At 69.8% G+C, this 23,647-nt stretch carries 18 protein-coding genes, 1 tRNA gene, 1 other RNA gene and 1 pseudogene; 6 read left to right on the forward strand and 15 right to left on the reverse strand.

The window, feature by feature from the left end; all coding sequences use genetic code 11:
• Nucleotides 1-40: 40 nt before the first annotated feature.
• From mqo to QSU92_RS03280, 4 genes are all read right to left on the reverse strand, one after another.
• The gene (gene mqo / locus QSU92_RS03265; RefSeq protein ID WP_289265802.1) at nt 41-1,471 is read right to left on the reverse strand and encodes a malate dehydrogenase (quinone); all 1,431 of its coding nucleotides are present in this window, start codon (nt 1,469-1,471) and stop codon (nt 41-43) included.
• A gap of 180 nt (nt 1,472-1,651) precedes the next feature.
• Nucleotides 1,652-2,728 carry an aspartate-semialdehyde dehydrogenase gene (locus QSU92_RS03270; protein ID WP_289264770.1) on the reverse strand — a complete coding sequence of 359 codons (1,077 nt, stop codon included), beginning with the start codon at nt 2,726-2,728 and terminating at the stop codon, nt 1,652-1,654.
• A 66-nt stretch (nt 2,729-2,794) separates the two neighbouring features.
• A complete protein-coding gene (locus QSU92_RS03275) occupies nt 2,795-3,403 on the reverse strand; it encodes a DM13 domain-containing protein (protein WP_289264771.1) in 609 nt (202 codons plus the stop codon).
• A gap of 72 nt (nt 3,404-3,475) precedes the next feature.
• On the reverse strand, nt 3,476-4,057 hold the full coding sequence (locus QSU92_RS03280; protein ID WP_289264772.1) for a dihydrofolate reductase family protein: 582 nt from the start codon (nt 4,055-4,057) through the stop codon (nt 3,476-3,478).
• 70 nt (nt 4,058-4,127) lie between these two features.
• Between QSU92_RS03280 and QSU92_RS03285 the strand changes: the two genes are divergently transcribed.
• Complete coding sequence (locus tag QSU92_RS03285) at nt 4,128-4,730, forward strand: TetR/AcrR family transcriptional regulator (protein WP_289264773.1); 603 nt, start codon at nt 4,128-4,130, stop codon at nt 4,728-4,730.
• On the opposite strand, the gene QSU92_RS03290 is transcribed toward QSU92_RS03285, so the two are convergent.
• A complete protein-coding gene (locus QSU92_RS03290; protein ID WP_289264774.1) occupies nt 4,709-5,995 on the reverse strand; it encodes an aspartate kinase in 1,287 nt (428 codons plus the stop codon). The two genes, QSU92_RS03285 and QSU92_RS03290, sit on opposite strands and share 22 nt — an antisense overlap.
• A gap of 122 nt (nt 5,996-6,117) precedes the next feature.
• Between QSU92_RS03290 and QSU92_RS03295 the strand changes: the two genes are divergently transcribed.
• Nucleotides 6,118-6,615 (forward strand): hypothetical protein, encoded by a 498-nt coding sequence (locus QSU92_RS03295; protein ID WP_289264775.1) that lies wholly within the window; start codon nt 6,118-6,120, stop codon nt 6,613-6,615.
• Here QSU92_RS03295 and QSU92_RS03300 read toward each other — a convergent pair whose 3' ends face one another.
• The 8 genes and pseudogenes from QSU92_RS03300 to ffs all read right to left on the reverse strand — a co-directional run bounded on the left by QSU92_RS03300 (nt 6,616) and on the right by ffs (nt 17,389).
• Nucleotides 6,616-7,569: a DMT family transporter gene (locus QSU92_RS03300; protein ID WP_289264776.1), complete on the reverse strand. Its 954-nt coding sequence runs from the start codon at nt 7,567-7,569 to the stop codon at nt 6,616-6,618.
• Entirely contained in the window at nt 7,566-8,159 is a 594-nt protein-coding gene (recR, locus tag QSU92_RS03305; RefSeq protein ID WP_289264777.1) for a recombination mediator RecR, read from the reverse strand. Before recR ends, QSU92_RS03300 begins: the two co-directional genes overlap by 4 nt.
• Nucleotides 8,159-10,390, reverse strand: a complete 2,232-nt coding sequence (locus QSU92_RS03310) for a DNA polymerase III subunit gamma and tau (RefSeq protein ID WP_289264778.1) — start codon at nt 10,388-10,390, stop codon at nt 8,159-8,161. Before QSU92_RS03310 ends, recR begins: the two co-directional genes overlap by 1 nt.
• Before the next feature lie 67 nt (nt 10,391-10,457).
• Complete coding sequence (locus QSU92_RS03315) at nt 10,458-12,989, reverse strand: glycoside hydrolase family 65 protein (protein ID WP_289264779.1); 2,532 nt, start codon at nt 12,987-12,989, stop codon at nt 10,458-10,460.
• A complete protein-coding gene (locus QSU92_RS03320; protein WP_289265803.1) occupies nt 12,986-13,729 on the reverse strand; it encodes an HAD family hydrolase in 744 nt (247 codons plus the stop codon). Before QSU92_RS03320 ends, QSU92_RS03315 begins: the two co-directional genes overlap by 4 nt.
• Nucleotides 13,730-13,850: 121 nt before the next feature.
• Nucleotides 13,851-15,092 carry an acetate/propionate family kinase gene (locus tag QSU92_RS03325; protein ID WP_289264780.1) on the reverse strand — a complete coding sequence of 414 codons (1,242 nt, stop codon included), beginning with the start codon at nt 15,090-15,092 and terminating at the stop codon, nt 13,851-13,853.
• Nucleotides 15,089-17,246: pseudogene (gene pta / locus QSU92_RS03330) on the reverse strand (phosphate acetyltransferase). Before pta ends, QSU92_RS03325 begins: the two are co-directional and overlap by 4 nt.
• 46 nt (nt 17,247-17,292) lie before the next feature.
• An RNA gene (gene ffs, locus QSU92_RS03335) (signal recognition particle sRNA small type) lies at nt 17,293-17,389 on the reverse strand.
• A gap of 113 nt (nt 17,390-17,502) precedes the next feature.
• On the opposite strand from ffs, the gene QSU92_RS03340 reads away from it, so the two are divergent.
• The 3 genes from QSU92_RS03340 to QSU92_RS03350 are packed head-to-tail and all read left to right on the forward strand — an operon-like array spanning nt 17,503 to nt 22,115.
• Entirely contained in the window at nt 17,503-18,534 is a 1,032-nt protein-coding gene (locus QSU92_RS03340; RefSeq protein ID WP_289264781.1) for an AAA family ATPase, read from the forward strand.
• 4 nt (nt 18,535-18,538) lie between these two features.
• Complete coding sequence (locus QSU92_RS03345) at nt 18,539-19,789, forward strand: DUF58 domain-containing protein (RefSeq protein ID WP_289264782.1); 1,251 nt, start codon at nt 18,539-18,541, stop codon at nt 19,787-19,789.
• Nucleotides 19,776-22,115: a transglutaminase TgpA family protein gene (locus QSU92_RS03350; protein ID WP_289264783.1), complete on the forward strand. Its 2,340-nt coding sequence runs from the start codon at nt 19,776-19,778 to the stop codon at nt 22,113-22,115. The genes QSU92_RS03345 and QSU92_RS03350 overlap by 14 nt, the downstream gene beginning before the upstream one ends.
• 145 nt (nt 22,116-22,260) lie before the next feature.
• Here QSU92_RS03350 and QSU92_RS03355 read toward each other — a convergent pair.
• Nucleotides 22,261-22,349 (reverse strand) — tRNA-Ser (locus QSU92_RS03355).
• A 42-nt stretch (nt 22,350-22,391) separates the two neighbouring features.
• Nucleotides 22,392-22,889, reverse strand: coding sequence for a DUF427 domain-containing protein (locus QSU92_RS03360; RefSeq protein ID WP_289264784.1), 498 nt, complete (start codon nt 22,887-22,889; stop codon nt 22,392-22,394).
• A 119-nt stretch (nt 22,890-23,008) separates the two neighbouring features.
• On the opposite strand from QSU92_RS03360, the gene QSU92_RS03365 reads away from it, so the two are divergent.
• Nucleotides 23,009-23,629, forward strand: coding sequence for an LON peptidase substrate-binding domain-containing protein (locus QSU92_RS03365; protein WP_289265804.1), 621 nt, complete (start codon nt 23,009-23,011; stop codon nt 23,627-23,629).
• Nucleotides 23,630-23,647 lie beyond the last annotated feature (18 nt).

Below are 23,647 nucleotides of genomic sequence, written 5' to 3' on the forward strand. Positions count from 1 at the left end.
GGGTCCGGTCAGCTGTCGCCGAATCTTCCCGCCGCCGCGGTCACGCGGTGAGGGCGAGCGCCTCCGCCGTCTCCGACAGCACCTCTTCCGCGACCTCGGGCCGCGGGTTCAGCGTGTGCCCGTAGCTCGGGATCAGCTGCTGCAATCGAGGCTCCCACGTGCCGATCCGGTCGGGGAAGCACGTCTTGAGCAACCCGAGCATGATCGACACCGCCGTGGACGCCCCGGGAGAAGCCCCGAGGAGCCCCGCGATCGTGCCGTCGGACGAGGTGACCACCTCGGTGCCGAACTGCAGCACGCCGCCCTTCTTCGGATCCTTCTTCATGACCTGCGCGCGCTGACCGGCCTGCAGCAGCTCCCAGTCCTCGTCGCGGGCGGTCGGCATGAAGTCCCGGAGACTGTCGACCTTGCCGGCGTGGTTCTTCAGCAGCTCGCCCACGAGGTACTTGATGAGACCCGGGTTGTCGACGGCGACCTTCAGCATCGGAAGGATGTTGCCCGGCCGAACCTGCGCCACGATGTCGGTGATCTTGCCGTTCTTGAGGAACTTCGGGCTGAACGTGGCGAAGGGGCCGAACAGCAGCGAGGCCTCACCGTCGACGACACGGGTGTCCAGGTGCGGTACCGACATCGGCGGGGCCCCGACCGAGGCCTGGGAGTAGACCTTCGCGCGGTGCTGCGCGACGAGGGCGGGGTTGCTGGTCTTCAGCCATTGCCCCCCGATCGGGAAGACTCCGTATCCGGCGATCTCGGGAATGCGGCTCGACTGCAGAAGCTTCAGCGCCCATCCACCCGCGCCGACGAAGACGAACCGTGCCCGGGTCTCGCCGGGGGTGTGGCCGATGGTGTTGCGCCATCGCACCCGCCAGGTGCCGTCCTTGGCACGCCGGACCTTCTTCACTTCGCGGTTGGTGACCACCTGCGCGCCCTTGTCCACGAGGTCGTCGAACAGCTGACGCGTGAGCGCTCCGAAGTCGACATCGGTCCCACTGGGAACCCTCGTCGCGGCGAAGGGCTCGCCCTTTCTGCGCTTCTTCATGAGCAGCGGCGCCCACTGGTTGATCACCCGTGAGTCCTCGCTGTATTCGATACCGGCGAACAGAGGCTGCTGCCTGAGAACCTCGTAGCGCTTTCGAAGGTAGGCGACGTCTTTCTCACCCGTGACGAAGGTCATGTGCGGCGTGGCGTTGATGAAGGTGGACGGCTCGTCGAGCACGCCCCTCTCCACCAGGGATGACCACAACTGCCGGCTCTGCTGGAACTGCTCGTTGATCGCGATGGCCTTGGCGGGATCGAGCGATCCGTCGGGGCCCTCGGGCATGTAGTTGAGCTCGCACAGCGCTGCGTGACCGGTCCCGGCGTTGTTCCACGCGTTCGAACTCTCCAGGGCCACGTCGCTCAGTCGTTCGTAGACGACGATCTTCCAGTCCGGCTGGATTTCCTTCAGCAGCGTGCCAAGGGTGGCCGACATGATGCCCCCGCCGATCAGGACGACGTCGATGACCTCGTCTGGTGCCGCCGGTGGGGTCTCGGAATCGGAGGAATCAGTCACTCCTCGAGTCTACGCGCCGCGGAAAACCTGCCGATCAGAGGGCGGGTCCACGCGCCGAAAGGATGACGGAACTTTCTCGTCGTCGAAAGACCGGTCGGACTACGCGCCGGCGGTCGCGAACCGTCTGGACGCCACGAGCTCCGCGATCTGTACAGCATTCAGGGCGGCACCCTTGCGGAGGTTGTCGTTGCTGACGAAGAGCACGAGACCTCGCCCCTCGGGCGCCGACTGGTCAGGGCGGATGCGGCCGACGAAGCTCGGATCCTTGCCGGCGGCCTGCAGCGGCGTCGGCACCTCCTCGAGGCTGACCCCGGGAGCATCCGCGAGGATCTCGACAGCCCGCGCCGGTGAGAGCTCGCGGGCGAACTCCGCGTGGATGCTCAGCGAATGCCCGGTGAAGACCGGCACCCGCACACAGGTGCCGGCGACACGGAGGTCGGGAAGCTCGAGGATCTTCCGGCTCTCGTTCCGGAGCTTCTTCTCCTCATCGGTCTCATTCTCGCCGTCATCGACGAGATTGCCGGCGAGCGGGATCACGTCGAAGGCGATCGGTGCGACGTACTTCTCGGGCTCCGGGAATTCCACCGCCGAGCCGTCGTGGACCAGACGCAGCGTGTCGCCCTGTGCCAGCACACCCTCGACCTGGCCGAGCAGCTCCTCTGCGCCCGCCAGACCCGACCCGCTGACCGCCTGATAGGTGCTGACGATCAGGCGCTCGAGCCCCGCCTCGGCATGGAGCGGCTTCAACACGGGCATTGCCGCCATCGTCGTGCAGTTCGGGTTGGCGATGATGCCCTTGACGGCGTCATCGATCGCGTGGGGGTTGACCTCGCTGACGACGAGGGGCACCTCGGGATCCATGCGCCAGGCGCTGGAGTTGTCGATGACGACGGCGCCCGCCTCGGCGAAGCGCGGTGCGTGCGCCCGGCTGCCCGTTGCGCCGGCTGAGAACAGGGCGATGTCGATGCCCTGCGGGTCGGCGGTGGCGACATCCTCGATGACCACCGTGTGCCCGGCGAAGTCCACCGCGGTGCCAGCGGAGCGTGCGGTGGCAAAGAGTCGGAGCTCGCGGATGGGGAACGAGCGCTCCACGAGGATCTCGCGCATGACGGTGCCGACCTGACCGGTGGCACCGACGACGGCGAGGGACAGACCGGAGTCGGAGATGCGGGCCATGGGTAGGGAGTCTATCGCTCCGGCCGCGGGCATTTTCGTGTGTGACGCCCCTGATGCGCCCCCGGATCAGCCGAGTGCGGCGGCACCGAAGGACACGCTGAATTGCACACACCACAGGTCGACGGTGCGGAAGACGTCGAGGTCGATCTCCGGGGGAATGTCGTAGAGCTGGTTGCCGAGATTCCCTTTGATCGGGCCGAGGTCGACGAACTCGTTCTGGCCGGCGGTGAACCAGCCGTCGAATCCCTCGATCACCGGTCCCGCGCTCAGCCACACGTGGACGTCCGGGCCGTTCGTGGTGGCGAGGTTCTCGATCGCCAGCTGCCGCGTGCCGTCGGCATTCTCGATGATCCGCGCCGACCCCGACGTCTCGTGCTCGTGGCTGATGAACGTCCCGGAGAGGAGGTCGACGGGACCGGACGGCGGCGCGGGTGGGGATGCGGATGCGGATGCCGCGGGCGACTCGTCTCGCGAGGGCGACGGGTCCGCCCCGGCGAGGGGCTGCTGCGGCGTCGAGACGGCCACCGGGATCTCATCATCGACCTGCACGTCGATCAGGGCCAACCACGGCTGGAAGACGAGCGCAGCGACGAGCCCGCCGGCGAGCGCAACCGTTCCGCCGACGATCCATGTCCAGCGCCGCCTCCGCCCCGCCGCCGCGCCTCGCTTTCGCACGCTCCGCCTCCGCTCGGCTGACATCGATGCAGCCGTCAGGCGAATGCTAGGGCGAGAGGCTGGACACGCGCCTCACGTTCCCGGACGCAGGCGCACGTACTCGTTGATGAGAACGCCGGAACGAAAGGTCCGGCTCGCCTGGAGGGTGAACGCGGCCGGGTCGTATCCGGTGGCGAACAGCGGACGACCGTCACCGAAGACGACGGGATTGACCTTCAGCACCAGGCGGTCGATATCGTCGATCAGCTGCCCAGCGAGGTCGCCTCCGCCGCAGAGCCAGATGTCACCGCCGCCGCGCGCCTTCAGGTCTGCGACCACGCCCCGGGGATCGTCCCGCACCACGCGCACCCCCGATCCGACGTCGGCCTCTGTGCGGTTCCGCGAGAAGACGATCTGGTCGAGGTGGGCGTACGGCGAGTCGGTGACGCTCAGGCCCGCGGCGAAGGTGTTCCATCCCATAAGCACGGTGGAGAACCTCTTGCGCGGTGCCATGGACCCGGATCGTTCATAGAAGGCGGAGGGCAGCGTGTCCGCCCAGTCGACCTGTATCGCCTCGAGGTGATCACCGGTCATGGGGAACGCATCGAACCCGCCGTCGGGTGCGCAGATGCGCCCGTCGAGGCTGGTCGCGACGTAGTAGACGAGTTCCGTCATGGCATCACCCTTCACAACAGCTGTTGTGGTTAGAATACGACAGATGTCGTGATCTGGCTAGAGTGACGGTGTGGCCCGGAACGACGCACGGCGGCAGACGCTCGCAGACGCAGGTCTGTCGGTCATCGCGCGCGAGGGGATGCGGGGTCTCACCCACCGGGCGGTGGATGCTCAAGCAGGCGTGCCCGTGGGCACGACCTCGAACTACTTCCGCAGCAGAGCCGCGCTCATCGCGGCGCTGGTCCAACGCATCGGGGAGCGACTGGCACCGAATCCGACGGTGTATGCCCCGTGGCAGGACCGCGCCCCGACACCCTCCCTGTTCGCCGACTACGCGCGCGACATCGTGCGCCGACTCCTGGCCGACCGCGACGTATCCCTCGCGCTGTTCACCCTCCGCGTCGAGGCAGCACGCAACCCGGAGATCGCCGGGCCCCTGAGCGAATGGATGCGAACGGGCTTCGCTGCCGACGTCGCGTTCAACCGGGCCGCCGGCCTCCCCGGCGGCGACTTCGAGATCGCCCTGTTCCACTACGCCCTGGAGGGGCTGGTGCTGGACAGGCTGACGGTGTCGATCGACCCGGACATCTCCACCGACGCCGCGGTCGATGCCTTCGTGCGGGGGATCCTGGGCGAGGACCCGCCCGCGGGTCAGCGCCCGGTGCCGGCGTAGACGACGGCCTCGGTCTCGCCGTCGAGACCATAGGCGGTATGGACGACGCGGGCCGCCTCGCCGAGGTTGTCGCCGCGCACGACGACGGAGGTGCGGATCTCCGACGTCGAGATCATCTCGATGTTGATCCTGGCGACGCTCAACGCCTCGAACAGCGTCGCCGCCACGCCCGAGTGCGTGCGCATCCCGGCCCCGACGATCGAGAGCTTGCCGATCTGGTCATCGTGGACGAGGCTCTGGAACCCGACCTCCGACTGCTCGCCCGCGAGGGCCCTCAGCGCCGCCGTCGCGTCGGACTTCGGGAGGGTGAAGGAGATGTCGGCGAGTCCGGTCGCCGCTGCGGAGGCGTTCTGGACGATCATGTCGACGTTCGCGCCCGACTTGGCCACGATCTTGAAGATGTCGGCCGCCTTGCCGGGCACATCGGGAACACCGATGACGGTGATCTTGGCCTGGCTGAGGTCGGTGGCGACTCCGGCGACGATCGGCTCTTCCATGTTCTCTCCCTTTTCCCCGTCGGGAAGACTCTGACCCGGGCCCACGACCCACGTCCCCACGTCCGGGCTGAACGTCGAACGCGCGTGGATCAGCACGCCGTGCCGACGGGCGTACTCCACGGCGCGGATGTAGAGCACCTTCGCGCCGTTGGCGGCGAGCTCGAGCATCTCCTCGCTGGAGATGCTCCCGAGCTTCTGCGCCTTGGGCACGACCCGCGGGTCGGCCGTGAAGATCCCGTCCACGTCGCTGTAGATCTCGCACACGTCGGCCCGGAGCGCGGCGGCGAGGGCCACAGCAGTGGTGTCGGACCCGCCGCGTCCGAGCGTGGTGATGTCGCGGGTGTCGCGGTTGAATCCCTGGAATCCGGCGACGATCACGATCGCGCCGTCATCGAGCGCCTCCCGCAGGCGCACCGGAGTGACATCGACGATGCGCGCGGCGCCGTGCGTGGCATCCGTGATCATGCCCGCCTGGCTGCCGGTGAACGAGCGCGCCTCGAAGCCCATCGAGTGGATGGCCATCGCCAGCAGCGCCATCGATATCCGCTCGCCGCTGGAGAGCAGCATGTCGAGCTCGCGCGGGGCCGGCATCGGGGCGACCTTGCCCGCGAGTTCGAGAAGCTCGTCGGTGGTGTCGCCCATCGCGCTGACGGCGACGACCACTTCGTGGCCGGCGCGCCGGGTGTCGACGATCCGCTTGGCGACCCGCTTGATGCTCTCGGCATCGGCGACGGACGAGCCACCGTATTTCTGGACGATCAACGCCACGTGCAAGACCCCCGCGTACGTCTGGCGCCACAGCGCCCGGCGACGGCGCGCGACGGGACGGCGCGCCGATGCACCATCTTACGGACCTTCGCATTCCCCGACTTCCATGTAGCCTGCCGACCATGACGGCGGACCTCGCGGCGTGGTCGGACTTCAACGTGGCGATCGTGGGCGCGGCTGCCGCGCTCGCAGGCCTGGTGATCGTCGCCGCGAGTGTCAACATCCGAGAGGTCATCCAGGCGACGACCGTCACAGCCCGGCTGGGGGCCGGCATCGTCGCCCTCGTGGTCGCCCTCTCGATCGCAGCGATCGGCCTCATCCCCGACCTCGACACCGGCGCCTACGGGGTGATCATCCTCACCCTCACCCTCATCGCGGCCGTCTTTCAGGCGCATGCGGCACGTGTCATCGTCCGCACTCCCCCACCGGGTGACGACACCCCTCCGATGGTGACGAAGGCCGTCGTCGGTTTCGTGCCGATCGCCGCGTACGCCGTGGCGGGGTTCGCGCTCCTCGTCGGTCACCCGGCTGGGCTGTATGCCTCCGCCGCTGCCGCGCTCCTGACGATCGCCTCCGCGCTGCTGGTGTCGTGGATCGCACTGGTCGAGGTGCTTCGCTGATCAGCCCGGGGCGACCGGTGGTGGATCGACCGCGGCGCGACGCGGCCGGAGGGTACCGCCTGTCGCGGCGAGCCAGCACCCGAGGATGACGAGCGGAAAGCCGAGGAGAAGTCCCACGGTGAGGGGCTCGGAGAGCACGATCACCCCCAGCAGGATGGCGACCACGGGATTGACGTAGGTGAACAGCGGTGCACGGGCGGGGCCGACCTCGCGGATCAGGGCGAAGAAGGCGATGAACGCGAGCGCCGTGCACAGCACCGCCAGGAGCCCGAGGGCCCACAGACTCCGCGCGCTCGGCGGGCCCGGCTGGACGACCAGCGCCACGGGGAGGTAGCACAGCCCGACCACCAGCAGCGACACCGTGATGGTCCCCAGCGGCGGGACATCGCGCAGCTTGTGGGCGACGATGAAGGGCGCGGTGGCGTACAGCACAGCCACCAGCAGCACCTCCCCCACGGCGATGAGGCCGGCGACGATCTCGCCCTCCGAGATCGCGGGTCCGGCGACGATCACCCCGACGCCGACGAATCCGATCACGAGACCGAGGACCCGGGAGGGGCGGAGGGCGGCACGGTCGCCGCCGATGACGGCGATGATCGCCGCGAACAGCGGCACCGTGGCCACGAGGAGTCCGGTCAGACCAGAGGACAGCGTCAACTCCGCGTGGCTGAGGAGGAAGAACGGTCCGGCCATCTCGACCGCTCCGAACGCCAGAACCCATCCGATCTTCGCGAACGCAGGGCGCAGTGCTTTCGCACGCAGTGCGAAGGGCAGCAGGAGAAGGGCGGCGGCCAGGGTTCTGCCCGCGACCACGCCGGCCGGGGAGATCGTCTCGACGGCTTCCTTGATGAACAGGTAGGGCATGCCCCAGAGCACCGACATGACGGCGAAGAGGGCCCAGCCGCGCGTGCCGAACCGACCTCCGGCCGGAGGGGCGAGGACGGGCGCGGTCACATCGAGCGCCGGCCTTCGAAGGCCCGCCCCAGGGTCACCTCGTCGGCGTACTCGAGGTCGCCTCCCACCGGCAGGCCCGAGGCCAACCGGGTCACGGTGATCTGCAGCGTGTGGAGCAACCGGCTGAGGTACGTCGCCGTGGCCTCCCCCTCGAGGTTGGGGTTCGTGGCGAGGATGACCTCCTGCACGGTTCCGTCCGCCAGACGCTGCATGAGCTGCGCGATCCGCAGGTCGTCGGGACCGATCCCTGCGATCGGGCTGATGGACCCGCCCAGCACGTGGTAGAGCCCGCGGAACTCCCGGGTCCGTTCGATCGCGGCGACGTCTTTGGCATCCTCCACCACGCAGATGAGCGTGGCGTTGCGACGCGGGTCGCGGCAGATCGCGCAGCGCTCCTGTTCGGAGACGTTGCCGCAGATCTCGCAGAAGCGCACCTTCTCTCGCACGTCGGCGAGCAGGTGCGACAGGCGCGATACGTCGAAGTTCGGGGTCTGCAGGATGTGGAACACGATCCGCTGCGCCGATTTCGGTCCGATGCCGGGGAGACGGCCGAACTCATCGATCAGGTCTTGGACGATGCCGTCGTACATCAGCCGAACCTCGTCGGTGACTGATGCGGCTCCTCGCGGACGAATCGCGCACCCAGGACCTGGCGGACGACCGCCTCACCGTACCGCTGCATGCCGCCCGAGGATCGCGCGGGAGAGATGATCGGGGGGGCGACGACCGGCGGCACGGGCGCGTCGACGACGGTCGGCCCCGTGTCGGAGTCGTCGTCCGGCTCGGAGGAGGTCACGACGTCGGAGGCTGGGAGCACCTGACCCTCGCGTCGAGGGGCGGCAGACGCCGCTCGGACGCGGGCGACCTCGATCGCGGCGTCCTCCGGATCGTCGTCGACAGCCAGAGCCGGCATCACGCGAGCACCGGCATCCCCGCCGGCCTCGCTCGCATCGCGCGGAATCGGGGCCACGGCCCACTCCGTGACCGAAGCCACGGCGCCGGCCGCCGACCCGCCCGGCCCGGATGCGACGGAACGATCCGGTGTCCCGCGCATCGGCGCTCCCTGCGGCGGGCGCCCCGCGGTGGCCTGGCGCGCTGCTCCGCCCCGACCGGGCGGGTCTGAGGGGCCGCGGTCATCGCGGGGGTCGGGTGGCGGCGGGGGCCCGTCCTCCCCACCATCGTCTCGCGGACCCTCGTCATGGGACGCGTCGCCGGCGCCGGCGTCATGGCGCGCGAGGTACTTGACCCGGATGCCCAGAACACCCTGGATCGCGGTGCGGAGGTCTTCGCTGGGCCCCGCGCCGGCGCTCCGCTGCTTGAACTTCACCAGGTCGGCCTGACTCTGGAACGACAGCGTGAGCACGTCGTCCCGCAGGTCGGCGACACGTGCGGTCGTGGCGACCAGCCACGACGAACGGCTCAGGTCCTCGAGCCGCGCCAGCACCTCCGGCCAGGCGTTGCGCATGAGCTCGAGCGTGACGGGCCCGGCCGGCGGCGTCGCGACCGGCTGCACAGGCGTCGGCGCGGCCGACGCGGGCGCTTCGGTCGGGGCTTCGATAGGCCGCCAAGACTCCGCGGCGGGGGTCGGCGCCGATGTCACGGCAGGGCTCGACGCTTCCGCCACCGTCTCCGCCACCGGGGAGGATGAAGTCGCGGGGGGCGCGGGCGCTGCCACCACATGCGCGGCGGGCGATGCACCGGCACCGCCTCCCGTCGACGCCGCCGTGTGCGTCAGCACGCGGGCGATCATCAGCTCGAGCTGCAGGCGCGGCGAGGTCGCACCGGTCATGTCGTCCAGAGCGCCGATGACGATGTCGGCGGTGCGCGAGAGCCGCTCGACTCCGAAAGCATCGGCCTGACGCATCATCTGCGCCAGGTCCTCCGCCGAAGTGCCGCGCAGGACCGCAGCCGCCCCCTGTCCGGCGGCACCGACGATGATGAGGTCACGCAGCCGCTCGAGCAGGTCGTCGACGAACCGACGCGGGTCCTGCCCGGTCTGCACGACTCGATCGACTGCCGCGAACGCGGCGGCGGCATCGGCGGCGGCGAAGGCGTCGACGACCTCGTTCAGCAGCTCGCCATGGGTGTACCCGAGCAGGGCGACGGCGCGCTCATAACGCACGACGGGGCCGTCGGACCCGGCGATCAGCTGGTCGAGAAGCGACAGGGTGTCGCGGGGCGACCCGCCTCCGGCACGCACGACGAGCGGGAGGACACCCGTCTCGACTGTCACGCCCTCGCTGTCGCAGAGCGTCTGGACGTACTCCAGCATCGCGGCGGGCGGCACGAGCCGGAACGGGTAATGATGCGTCCGCGACCGTATCGTGCCGATGACCTTCTCGGGCTCGGTGGTGGCGAAGATGAACTTCACGTGCTCCGGCGGTTCTTCGACGAGCTTCAGCAGGGCGTTGAAGCCCTGCGGGGTGACCATGTGCGCCTCGTCGAGGATGAAGATCTTGAAACGGTCGCGCGCGGGTGCGAAGACCGCCCGCTCCCGGAGGTCGCGTGCATCGTCGACGCCGTTGTGCGAGGCCGCGTCGATCTCGACCACGTCGAGCGAGCCACCACCGCCCCGTCCCAGTTCCACGCAACTCTCACAGGTGCCGCAGGGGGTGTCGGTGGGGCCTTCGGCGCAGTTCAGGCAGCGGGCGAGGATGCGCGCCGACGTCGTCTTCCCACAGCCGCGGGGACCTGAGAAGAGGTAGGCGTGACCGACCCGATCGCTGCGAAGCGCCGTCATGAGCGGCTCGGTGACCTGCGACTGCCCGATCATCTCGCCGAACGCCTCGGGACGGTAGCGGCGGTACAGGGCGGTGGTCACCCGAACAGCCTACGGCGTGCCCCCGACATCCGTTCTGCGGGCTCTTCCCGACCCCGGAAGAGCGAGATCACCGTTCTGCCACGGGCTCCGGCTCCCCGCCCGCGGCGAGAACGGGGGCGGTGACGACCGGGATCGAGGCGGTCACCGTCGGCACCGACGCCGACAGGGTCGTGCCGTCCTCGAGCTCGACATCGGCGAACTGCGTCAGCGACGGACGGCCGGGGATGACCGGTCCTTGATCCGCCAGCGCAACGGTGACCTCTTCACCGGGCGCGACCACGTAGGGGTTTCCGCGCACGCTGAACATGAGGGGCACCTCCCCCTCGATCCGCACGCGCATCTCATCCGCGCGGATCGCCACGTGCACCGGAGTATCCCTCCAGCGCAGCGGGAAGGCCAGCTCCTCCCACCCGGCGGGCAGACGAGGATCGAACGAGAGCTCCTCGGCGTGATCGCGCATGCCGCCGAAACCGCTCACGAGCGCGGTCCACACCCCGCCGGCGGAGGCGACGTGCACCCCGTCCGCGGCGTTGCGGTGAAGATCGGCGAGATCGACGAAGATCGCCTGTCGGAAGTAGTTCAGCGCCAGCTCCTGATAGCCGACCTCGGCGGCGAGGATCGTCTGGACTACCGCTGACAGGGTGGAGTCGCCCGTCGTCAGCGGGTCGTAGTACTCGAAGTCGGCGAGCTTGTCCTCGTCGGAGAAATGCTCTCCCTGCAGGAAAAGGGCGAGGACGACATCGGCCTGCTTGAGCACCTGATAGCGGTAGATCACCAGCGGGTGGAAGTGCAGCAGGAGCGGCCGCTTGTCGGGAGGCGTCGCCTCGAGATCCCACACCTCGCGCTCGAGGAAGATCTCGTCCTGCGGGTGGATGCCGAGCGCGGTGCTGAAGGGGATGTGCATGGCCTCGGCCGCGCGCTCCCAGTGCTCCGGCTCGGCCGGATCCAGCGACAGCCGCTCGGCGGTCGCGCGGTAGGCGTCGGGATCGCCCTCGGCCATGTCGCGGAGCGTCCGCGCGGCGAAACGCAGATTGAAACGCGCCATCACGTTGGTGAAGAGGTTGTCGTTCACGACCGTGGTGTACTCGTCGGGTCCGGTCACACCGTGGATGTGGAACGACTCGATCGCATCGCCGTTGGAGGTGCGCCAGAAGCCCAGCGTCGTCCACAGGCGCGCCGTGTCGACGGCGATGTCGACCCCCTCGCGGTACAGGAAGTCGGTGTCACCGGTGGCCCGCACGTACTTCGCCAGCGCGAAGCACACGTCGGCGTTGATGTGGTACTGGGCGGTGCCGGCGGCGTAGTAGGCCGAGGCTTCCTCACCGTTGATGGTGCGCCACGGGAAGAGGGCGCCGGCCTCGTTCAGCTGGTAGGCGCGCCGACGCGCGGCGGGCAGCATGAGGTACCGCATCCGCAGCGCATTGCGGGCCCAGAGCGGCGTCGTGTAGGCCAGGAACGGCAGGACGTAGACCTCGGTGTCCCAGAAGTAGTGGCCGCTGTATCCCGAACCCGTGACCCCCTTCGCCGGCACACCCTGTCCATCCGCTCGTGCGGATGCCTGTGCGAGCTCGAAGAGGCACCAGCGGGTGGCCTGCTGAACCTCCGGCTGACCTTCGATGCGGATGTCGCTGCGCGCCCAGAACGCATCCAGCCACGCCCGCTGCCGCTCGAACTGGTGTGTCACGCCCTCGGCCAGGGCACGGTCGATGGTGCGGCGACAGCGGTCGACCAGCTCCCGGGCGGGAACGCCGCGCGAGGTGTGGTAGCTGACGAGCTTGGTCACCCGGATGGGGACACCTGCCCGCGCCTGCACGCGGAAGACGTTCTTGGCGATGTCGGGCTCGACGATGCCCCGAGCCGAGTAGTGGTTCTCGGTCTCCACGACATGGTCGGCGACGACGGCGAGCGTCATCCCCGAGTCTGTCACCTGGTACGCCAGGGCCGACCGGTCGCGATCCTGCCAGTACTCCTTCGGCTGGAGCACCCGCTCGTGGATCCTGTCGCTGCGCCGGGGGTCGAACCCGGCCTTCTTCACCGGCGCGGGAGACCCGCCGTAGACGTCTTCGCCGTCCTGTCGGTTGATCAGCTGGCAGTTGATGGTCACCGGGGCGTCGGCGTTCAGCACGGTGACGTCCAGGCGCAGAACGACCAGGTGCTTCTCCTCGAACGACACCATGCGCTCGTCCTCGATCAGCACCTCTTTGCCGGACGGGGTCACCCAGAGCACACGGCGGCGCAGGACGCCGTCGGCCATATCGAGCTCGCGGTGATACTCGCGCACGTCCGCCACGTCGAGCGAGAGCGGTTCGTCGTCGACGTAGACCCGCATGATCTTGGCGTCGGGTGCGTTGACGATGATCTGGCCGACCTCGGCGAAGCCGTAGGCCTGCTCGGCATGGTGGATCGGAAAGGTCTCGTGGAACCCGTTGATGAACGTGCCGTGTTCGTGGGCGTGGCGCCCCTCGGGCGTGTTCCCTCGGAGCCCGACGTAGCCGTTGCCGACCGCGAACAGCGTCTCGGTGACGCCCTGGTCCTCCAGGGAGAACCGCCTCTCGATCAGCCGCCACGGATCGACGGGGAACCGGTCGCGGTCCATCATGCCGGGATCTCCTTCTCGACGAACTCGGCGAGGTCGCTCACCACGACGTGGGCACCGGCATCACGCAGCGCCTCCGCGCCGGCTCCTCGGTCGACGCCGACCACGAGCCCGTACCCGGCGGCGACCGCCGACTGCACGCCGCTCAGGGCATCTTCGACGGCGGCGCTTCGTGCGGGGTCGACTCCCAGCATCCGAGCGGCTTCGGCGAACACGTCGGGCGCGGGCTTGGAGGCCAGGTGGTCGCGCTCGGCGATGACACCGTCCATCACGACGGAGAAACGATCGCGGATGCCGGCGACGGCGAGCACCTCCTCGGCGTTCTTCGAGCTCGACACCACCGCGATCGGCACCTCCGCGGCGATGAGCACGTCCAGGAGGGCGACCGATCCCGGGTAGGGGGCGATCCCCTCGCTGCGGAGCACCTGCGCGAAGACGTCGTTCTTGCGATTGCCGATGCCGCAGACCGTGTCGGCGGTGGATGCGTCGGAGGGCTCTCCCCAGGGAACCTCGACGTCTCTGCTGCGCAGCAGGCTCGCGACGCCGTCGTACCTCTTCTTGCCGTCGAGGTGGGCGAAGTAGTCGGCGTCGCTGTAGGGCGGAGTGACCTCCCATGCGGCGAAGAGCTCCTCGAACATCGTCCGCCATGCGTGCATGTGCACCTCGGCAGTCGGTGTGAGGACGCCGTCGAGATCGAACAGCACACCGTCGTAGGTGGTGAGGTCGGGGAGGGAGGGGGCGATCACGGGTTCTCCATACGCGAGCGAGGCTCCTGGCGGGGGATGCGGGACGGAGCAGCGAGAGGGACGGATAAAGCGTAGTGGCCTGCGATCGAGCCCGGTGGACGTCGGGGTTTCCAGCGCGTTACGGGGTTTCGGCTCGTCCCGCCACGGTGAGGGTCTGCCGAGCGATCTCGAGTTCTTCATCGGTCGGGACGACGAGGACGGTGACCGCCGAATCGTCGGTGGAGATGACCCGGATGCCGCGCTCGCGCGCGTCGTTTCGCGCCGGCTCGACCCGGATGCCGGCGAACCCGAGCGTCGCGAGCGCCGCGGCGCGCACGCGGGGGGCGTTCTCGCCGACGCCCGCGGTGAAGGAGATGACATCGACGCCGCCCAGCTGCGCGAGATACGCTCCCGCGTAGGCCCGGAGCCGGTGCACGTAGACCTCGAACGCGAGGGTCGCCGCGGTGTCGCCTCGGTCGATGCCCGCCTGGATGTCGCGCATGTCCGACACCCCGGCAAGACCGAGCAGTCCGCTCCGCTTGTTCAGCAGCGCGTCGAGCTCATCGATGGAGAGCCCCGCACGACGGGAGAGCTGGAACAGCACCGCGGGATCGACGTCTCCCGAGCGGGTACCCATCACGAGTCCCTCCAGCGGCGTGAGACCCATCGATGTCTCGACGGATCGACCGCCCTCGATCGCGGTGACCGACGCCCCGTTTCCGAGGTGGAAGACGATCTGACGGAGCTCGGCCGTCGGTCGGCCGAGGAACGCTGCGGCCGCCTCGCTGACGAACTTGTGACTCGTGCCGTGGAAGCCGTAGCGCCGGATGCGGTGGGCGGCGGCCAGTTCGGCGTCGATCGCGTAGGTGAAGGCGGCGGGCGGAAGCGTCTGGTGGAAAGCGGTGTCGAAGACGGCGACGTGGGGGACCTTCGGAAAGGCCTTCCTGGCCGCGACGATGCCGACGAGGTTCGCCGGGTTGTGCAGCGGCGCGAGGACCGACAGCTCGTCGATGTTGATCTCCACGAGCGGGGTCACCAGGGTGGGTTCGAAGAACCGTGCACCGCCGTGGACGACCCGGTGCCCGACCGCGACCGGAGCCGTGTCCGTCAGCGACGGACCGTTGTCGGCGAAGGCCTCGAGCATGACCGCGAAGCCGGCCGTGTGGTCGGGGATGGGGAGCTCGCGCTCGTAGGTCGCGTCGACCATCGTGGTTGCAGGACCCGTCGTGGATGCCTGATGGACGGTGTGGATCGCGCGCCCCGGGCCTGCTTGTCCGATGCGTTCCACCAGGCCAGAGGCCAGCAGGGTCTCCCCCGTCATGTCGATGAGCTGGTACTTGAACGACGAGGATCCGCTGTTGACCACGAGGACGGGGGTCATTCTCCGCCCTCTCCCTGCGCCTGGATCGCCGTGATCGCGATGGTGTTGACGATGTCGTCGACGAGCGCTCCTCGCGAGAGGTCGTTGATCGGCTTGTTCAGCCCCTGGAGCACGGGGCCGATCGCGACCGCTCCGGCCGAGCGCTGCACCGCCTTGTACGTGTTGTTGCCGGTGTTCAGGTCGGGGAAGACGAACACCGTCGCACGTCCGGCGACAGCGGAGCCGGGGGCCTTGGCGGCCGCGACGGCGGCGTCGGCGGCGGCGTCGTACTGGATCGGTCCCTCGACCGGAAGCTCGGGCGCGCGCTCGCGCACGAGCGCCGTCGCTGACCGGACCTTCTCGACGTCGGCCCCGGAACCGGACTCCCCCGTCGAGTACGACAGCATCGCCACGCGCGGCTCGATGCCGAACTGCTCGGCGGTCGCCGCTGACGAGATCGCGATGTCGGCGAGCTGTTCGGCTGTGGGATCGGGGATGACGGCGCAGTCGCCGTACACCAGCACCCGGTCGGCCAGCGCCATCAGGAAGACGCTGGAGACGACCGAGACGCCGGGCTTGGTCTTGATGATCTCGAACGCCGGGCGGATGGTGTGGGCTGTCGTGTGCGCCGCGCCCGAGACCATGCCGTCCGCCAGCCCCAGGTGGACCATGAGAGTCCCGAAGTACGACACATCGGTCACGGTGTCGGCCGCCTGCGAGTAGGTGACCCCCTTATGGGCGCGCAGGCGCTCGTACTCGCGCGCGAAGCGGTCGACGTGCACGGCGTCGAAGGGCGAGACGACCTCGGCGTCGCGGATGTCGATGCCGAGGCTCGATCGCACGGTTTCGCACCTCGATCTCCTCGCCGAGGATCGTCAGGTCGGCGATGCCGCGCGCCAGCACCGTCGCCGCGGCGCGGAGGATGCGGTCGTCGTCGCCCTCGGGCAGGACGATCCGTCGACGCTCCGCGCGTGCGCGCTCGAGCAGGCGGTACTCGAACATCAGCGGAGTGACGACGGTGGGCCGGGCCAGCCCCAGCGCGGTGACGAGGGTCTCGGTGTCGACGTGCCGCTCGAACATCGACAGGGCGGTGTCGTACCGACGCTGCGAGTCGGCGGCGAGCCGGCCCCGCGTTCCCATGATCCTGACCGCCGTGTCGTAGGTGCCGAGGTCGGTGGCGATGATCGGCAGCGACGAGTCGAGGCCGTCGATGAGCGTGTCGACCGGTTCGGGAAGCGGGAAGGGGCCGTTGAGGATGACGGCGGCGATGCTCGGGAAGGTTCCCGACGAGTTCGCCAGGAGGGTGGCCAGCAGCACCTCGGTGCGATCGGCGGGGATCACCACGATCGCCGATTCGGTCAGGCGCGGCAGGACGTTCACCATCGACATGCCGGCGATGACCACCCCGAGCACCTCGCGGGTCAACAGGTCGGGATCACCCTTGACGAGGTGACCATCGACGGCGCGGGCGACGTCGCGGACGGAGGGGGCGACCAGCAGGCGGTCTTCGGGAAGCGCCCACACGGGCACCGGTCGCGCACCGCCCGCGCCGGGACCGCCCGCCTTCCGCGCCGCGGAGACGACGCCCGAGACGGCGCTGACGACGTCGTCGAGGCGATCGGGGTCGGCCCGGTTGGCGACCACGGCGAACAGCTCGGCACGCTCGTGGGCCAGCTCGGCGAGCGCGAGCGCAGTGATCTGGCCCATCTCTGCGGGTGACCGCGCGATGGTGGTGCCCAGCTGCTCACCCTGGCCGTGCTGAGCGCGACCGCCGAGCACCAGGAGCACCGGAGCGCCGAGGTTGACCGCGATGCGGGCGTTGTAGGCGAGTTCGGCCGGGCTGCCGACGTCGGTGTAGTCGCTGCCGAGCACGACCACGGCCTCGCAGGCCGCGGCGACGGCGTGGTAGCGCTCCACGATGGTCGCCAGTGCCCGCTCGGGATCGCGCCGCACATCGTCGTAGGTCACGCCGATGCAGTCCTCGTACGGCAGGTCGACGCCGTCGTGGTCGAGGAGCATCTCCAGGACGTAGTCCGGCTCGGTCGTGGAGCGTGCGATCGTGCGGAACACCCCCACGCGGGAGGTGGCGTGGCTCAGGGCGTCGAGCACACCGAGCGCGATCGTCGACTTGCCCGAGTGACCTTCGGCCGAGGTGATGTAGATGCTCTGCGCCACCCGTCCAGCCTATGGGCGGGGCCTTTGCCGGGCACGTTCCCGGCAAAAGTAAGACTCTCCGCGAACCCGGCAGAGCCTGGTTACCCTTGCTACGTTTCCGTCCTGGGGGAGTTGGCCTGGATGCCGCCTCGCGGAGAGCTGATGACAGTCTACCCCGGGACGGGTCGGGGGATTCCCAGGCCCCCCTCTGCCGGCGGCGGTTACGATCGCATAACGAGCACCGACGCCCGACCCGCGCGCCGTCCGAGAGGGGCACATGGACCATCCCGTCACGACCGAGCAGGTCGCGCCCGCCCGCCCCGCCCTGCCCGAACGACCGGCGTCGGCCGAGGAGTTCGCACGGCTGACCGAGTCCATCGTGGCCTCGGTGGAGCGGGTGATCGACGGCAAGCCCGACGCGGTGCGCAGCGCCCTGGTGTGCCTCCTCGCCGAAGGCCACCTCCTCATCGAGGACGTTCCGGGCGTCGGGAAGACCATGCTCGCCAGAGCGCTGGCCGCGAGTGTGGATGCCACGGTCCGTCGCATCCAGTTCACCCCCGACCTGCTGCCGGGCGATGTCACCGGGGTGAGCGTGTTCAATCCCGTCGCGCGCGAGTTCGAGTTCAAGCACGGCGCGGTGTTCGCCAACATCGTCATCGCCGACGAGATCAACCGCTCCTCCCCCAAGACGCAGTCCGCTCTCCTCGAGGCGATGGAGGAGGGGCAGGTCACCGTCGACGGCTCGACCCACCTCCTGCCCGACCCCTTCCTCGTCGTGGCGACGCAGAACCCGCTCGAGATGGAGGGGACCTACTCCCTTCCCGAGGCGCAGCGCGACCGCTTCATGATGCGCGTCTCGATGGGCTACCCCGATGCCCGCTCCGAGGCGCTCATGCTGCGTCAGCGCGAGACCGTCAACCCGCTCGATGCGATCCGCCCCGTCGCCACCGCACACCAGATCGCCGGCCTCATCGCCTGGGCGCGCGCGGTGCACGTCGCACCGGCGATCGAGGACTACGCCGTCGCTCTCGCGGCGGCCACCCGCACCCACGCCGACCTGCGCCTGGGGGCGAGCCCCCGCGCAACGCTGCAGCTGGTGCGGGCCGCCAAGGTCTGGGCCGCCCTCGACGGCCGCGGCTTCGTCATCCCCGACGACATCACCGCGCTCCTCATCCCCGTCCTCGCGCACCGGCTCATCCCGACTCGATCCGCCGGCGGCGCCCGGGCGAAGTCGATGACCGACGTCATCTCGTCGGTGCTCGAGCAGATCGCCGCGAGCGTGCGGGTGCCGATCGCCGCTCGGCAGTGATCCGATGCTCCGACGACTCTGGCCCCTGACGCTGCGCGGAACCGGTGCGGCGCTGCTGGCGCTGGTGAGCTTCGTCGTCGCGAGCGAGGTCGGAATCCCCGAGCTGATGTACTTCGGGATGCTGCTGGTCGGCGTCCTCGTCGCTGCGGTGGCCTCCCTCTACCTCACCCGACACGCCGACTCGGTCACCCGCTCCCTGGCCCCCGACACCGTCGGGGTGGGCCGTGCCTCGCTCGTGCGTGTGCGCGTCGGCGTCCGCACCGCGCTGCCGACGCCGCCAGGGACCTGGACCGACACGCTGCCGGCGGGGTTGGAGGGCACGGCGGCGGGTGTCTTCCCGGCGCTCGGGTCTGGCCTGCGGGGCTCGGATCGCGCGGTGAATATCGCGTACACCGTGACCGGGGTGCGCCGCGGCATCCATCACCTGGGCCCCCTGCGGGTCCACTCCGCCGACCCCTTCGCCCTTGCTCGCCGAAGCACCCTCTACGGCCAGCGCACCCGTGTCACCGTCGCCCCCGCCGTGATCGACCTGCCGCCCCTCACGGGCCTGGCCGGTGAGGCCGGGGGCACGCTGCAGACGCAGAACAATCAGCCCGGGCAGGGTGCGGACAATCTCATCGCCCGCCCCTACGCGCCCGGTGACTCCATGCGCCGCATCCACTGGCGGGCAACGGCTCATCGCGATGAACTCATGGTGCGCCAGGAGGAGCAGGAAGCGACCCCGGAGGCGACCGTGATCCTCGACCGGGGAGTCCTGCGGTGGTCGACGGAGGCCCTCCACGAGCCCGGCGCCGATGACGCCTTCGAGACGGCGGTATCGGCATGCGTCTCGGTGGTGTCACGGCTCGTGCACGACGGATACGGCGTGAGCGTGCTCGACAGCGACGGCACCGCCATCACCGAACGCATCGACGGCGGAGACACCACGGCGGTGGAGGACCTCGTGACCCACTTCGCCACCGTCACCGCGCGACGCGACGACCACCTTCCTCGTCTCGCGCGTCAGTTCGCGGGGGTCATGACCGGGCCGGTGATCGTGGTGACCGGGCGGCTCGACCCCGCCGACGTCGACGCGCTCGCACCGATCGTCCACCACTCGACCTTCGCGGTGCTGCTGGCCGCCTCACCCCGCAGCGGCGCGCTGGACCGCGCGGGTGACATCGGCTGGCATGCGGTCCACCTCCACCCGGACGGCGATCTGGTGCAGGAGTGGGCCGCCGCCGGCGAACGGGGGGTGAGCCGTGCCCTCCGCTGAGTCGTCATCACGCAGGAGTGCGGATCTCCTGCTGACAGCCGGGGTCTTCGCCGCCCTGATCGCGGCGCTCCTCCCCCTCATGCGAGTGGTGCGCCCCACAGGCTGGCTCCTGGGGACCCTGGTGATCGTCGCCGTGGTGCTCGTCACCGGATACGTCGCACGGCGCTTCCGGCTGCCGGCGCTGGCGGTCTCGCTCATCGAGGTGGCCGTGTGGGTGGCGTTCGTCACTCTGGTGTTCCTCCGCGACAGCGCCTTCCTCCTGGTCATACCGACCGTGGAGACCTTCCGGGAGCTTCCCGACATCCTCACCGCCGCCGGGGAGGAGATCGCGCTCGGGGTCGCACCGCTGACTCCCGGCGCCCCGCTCTCGATGCTGATCGTCGGGGCGACGGGCCTCCTCGCCGTGGTCATCGACCACGTGGTCCTCACGGCACGGATGCCGCTGCTCGCAGGGGTCGGGCTGATCGCGGTCTCTCTCATCCCCGCGATCGCCGTGCCGGCGGAGATCGACGTGGTCGCCTTCGTGCTGCTGGCCGCCGCGATCCTCTTCCTCATCCGGACCGACACCCGCACGCGCGAGGAGGCGGGGAGCGCGGAGGCGACCCGGGCGGGAGCGACCCGGACGACAGCATCACCGTCCTCGGCGTCGACGGCGGCCGGGGTGTCCGCCTCAGGGGTGTCGGCGACCGCGATCGGCATCGGGGCGATCGCCGTCGTCGTGGCGCTCGTGGCCACCCCCCTCCTCCCCCAGCCGGCGATCCGGCCGGGGTCGGGGGATCTGGGTCCCGGGCCCGGCATCGATGCCACGCTGCAGCTCGGCGACGACCTGCGCCGACCGCGTGAGGTCGAGGTGCTGCAGATGCGCAGCGATGCGCCCTCGCCGCCCTACCTTCGAGCGACGACCCTCACCGAGTTCACCGGCGCGGTGTGGGAACCCGATACCGGACGTTCCTATCCGCTCGACAGCGCCGAGGCGCTCACCGCGCTCCCGGTCGATCCCGAGATCCAGGTCGCGGAGTATTCGACGACCGTGGAGATCCGCAACCTCAACTCCTCGTGGCTTCCGGTGTCCTACCCCGCGATCGGGATCGAGGGACTCGACGGCGTGTGGGGGGCGTTGCCCTACAACCGCACGGTCGAAGCCCGGCAGGGCGGGACGCAGGGGCAGGACTACGAGGTCGTCTCCAGCGTCCCGCGTCCGACGCTCGAGCAGATCCGCGCGCGTTCGGCCGGGGGCGCGGGCGTCCGCGCCGACACCCTGGGGCTGCCCGCCGACCTCCCCCCCATCGTCGGTGAGCTGGCGGCGGAGATGACCGCCGGGGCGGCGTCCGATTACGACGCGCTGCTGGCCCTGCAGAGCTGGTTCCGCGGAGCCGACTTCCGCTACTCGCTCGAGGCGCCCGTCGAGGAGGGGTTCGACGGCAGCGGCGCCGAGGCGGTCGCCCGATTCCTGGAGGTGCGCGAGGGCTACTGCGTGCACTACGCCTCGGCTTTCGCACTCATGGCCCGGACCCTCGACATGCCGAGCCGGATCGTCGTCGGCTACCTCCCGGGAACCTCGACCGGTGATGCCGTGGACTTCCAATCGGTGTACTCGGTGATGTCGGGTCAGCTGCACGCGTGGCCGGAGATCTACTTCGAAGGCGTCGGATGGATCCCCTTCGAACCGACCAACGGTCTCGGTCAGCCGACCCGCTTCTCCCCCGAAGCCTCGGCGCCCGGGGAGACCGCCGACGGCGCGGACGCCGCCCCCGAGGCATCCACTCCCGCCGACGTGCCCGACGCGGTCGACCCCGACACGGGCGAGCCGCTGACCCCGGATGCCGGCACCGCCGCCCCCGACGACGAGGTCGACGCTCTCCCGGCGGTGACGGTGGTCCTCGCCGTCCTGGTAGTGCTGGCGATCCCGCTCATCGTCCGGGATCTGCGGCGCAGGCAGCAGCTGTCTGCCGCCCGGTCCGGCGATGCCGCCGCCGCGTGGGCGGTCGTGCAGGACACCGCGATCGACCTGGGGATCCCGTCGCCGATCAGCGAGAGTCCGCGAGGGATGGGAGCCCGGCTCATCGCCGAAGCCGGCGCGTCCGCCGACGCCATGGGTGTGCTCATCCGGGCGATCGAACGCGCCAGCTATGCCCCGGGTGGGCGCCACGGCTTCGGGCAGGGCGAGGCGACCGCGGTCGCCGCGCAGGAGGTGAGGGCGCAGCTGCTGGCGGCGGCGCAGCCCGCGAGGCGCCTTCTCGCGCTCGTCGTGCCGCGCTCGCTCATCATCCGCCCCGGGTCGCTCTACGCCGGCGCGGGCCGCGGCGCCTCCCGCCCGGCCCGCTGACGCGCCCGCGACTCCTGTTCCCCGCTCAGCTCCTCCCCGCGAGAGCGCATCTGCGCGGCCAGGGGTGGGGGTGGGGCGGTGGTGAGGAGAGGGACGAGAGGGAAAGGGAGAGGCCCCTCATCCCGGAGGACGAGGGGCCTCGACGCGGAAGCGACAGGATTTGAACCTGCGAGGCGAGTTACCCCGCCTACATGGATTCCAGCCATGCTCCTTAGGCCGCTCGGACACGCTTCCGTCGCCGACTTTATCACGCAGCCCGGTACCGCCTCGGCGCGGTCACCAGCCCATGGAGCCCGCCACGCCCTTGAACGGCCCGGCGACGCGCGACGTGATCCACCCGCCGTAGAAACGTCCGGGTTGAGCAGTGACGGTCTCGCCGTCGACCGTGCAGCGGTCCATCACCTGCGCATACACCGCGACCCGATCGGCCAGCAGCTCGTAACCGGCGCTCGGTCGTGGATAGTTCCACGCAGCTGCCGGACGATGCTCCCCGCCGCCGTGGACGTCGAGGTAGCGCGCCGCACCTTTGAACTCGCAGAACGATGACCCGACGCCGTCGGTGAGCGCGCCGTCGACGAACGCTGCGATCGGCAGGTAGAACACCGGCGGATGGCTGGTCTCGAGCACGCGGACGACGTCGCCGGTGTCGACGATCAGCTCGCCTCCGAGAGTGATCGTGACGCGGGCGTCGACCTTCTCCATCCGCGGCGGCCGCGGGTAATCCCACACCGATTCCTGCCCCGGTGCGACGGGGTCTGGTGACGGATGACGCATGATGTCAGGTTACGCCCGGCCGACCCCCTCGGCTCCGGATGCGAGGGAGCTGCGAACCGGCCGCGATTCGCCCTCGCCGCGTCATCCGCTGGTTGACTGAGAGGGTGACGCAGGCGGCGATGTTCCCCCTCGGCAGTGTGCTCTTCCCGCACGCGCCGTTGGCGCTGCGGATCTTCGAGCCGCGCTATCTCACCATGCTCGGGCGCCTGCTCGACGAGGAGGACCCGCAGTTCGGGGTGGTGCTCATCGAACGCGGGCCCGAGGCGGGTGGCGGCGATCAGCGCAGTTCGCTGGGCACCATGGCACGTCTCGCGCAGGTGCAGGTCGGAAAAGATGACATCTTCGTCCTGGCGGTGGGGGACCAGCGCGTCAGGGTGGACACGTGGCTCGATGACGACCCGCATCCTGTCGCCGAGGTCACGCCCCTCGAGGCGTTGACCTGGGACGATGCGCTGTCACCGCTGCGAACGGAGGCGGAGAGCATCGTGCGGCGCGTCCTGGGCAAGGCCGACGTGGTGGGCCTGGCCCCGTACGACCCGAACATCGAGCTGTCGGAAGATCCCGTCGAGTCGGCGTGGCAGCTCGCTGCGATCGCTCCGCTCGGCGAACTCGATCGGTTCACGCTCCTGCAGGCCACCACCCTGGGGGGCCTCCTGCGGCAGGTCATCGACATGACCCTCGACATCGAACCCGTCCTCGGCGGGGGAGATGGGACCTCCGGTCCATTCTCGGGAATGTGAATCCACTCGAGCGGGTTG

The sequence above is a fragment of the Microbacterium sp. ET2 genome, from assembly GCF_030347395.1.
Classification (GTDB): domain Bacteria; phylum Actinomycetota; class Actinomycetes; order Actinomycetales; family Microbacteriaceae; genus Microbacterium; species Microbacterium albipurpureum.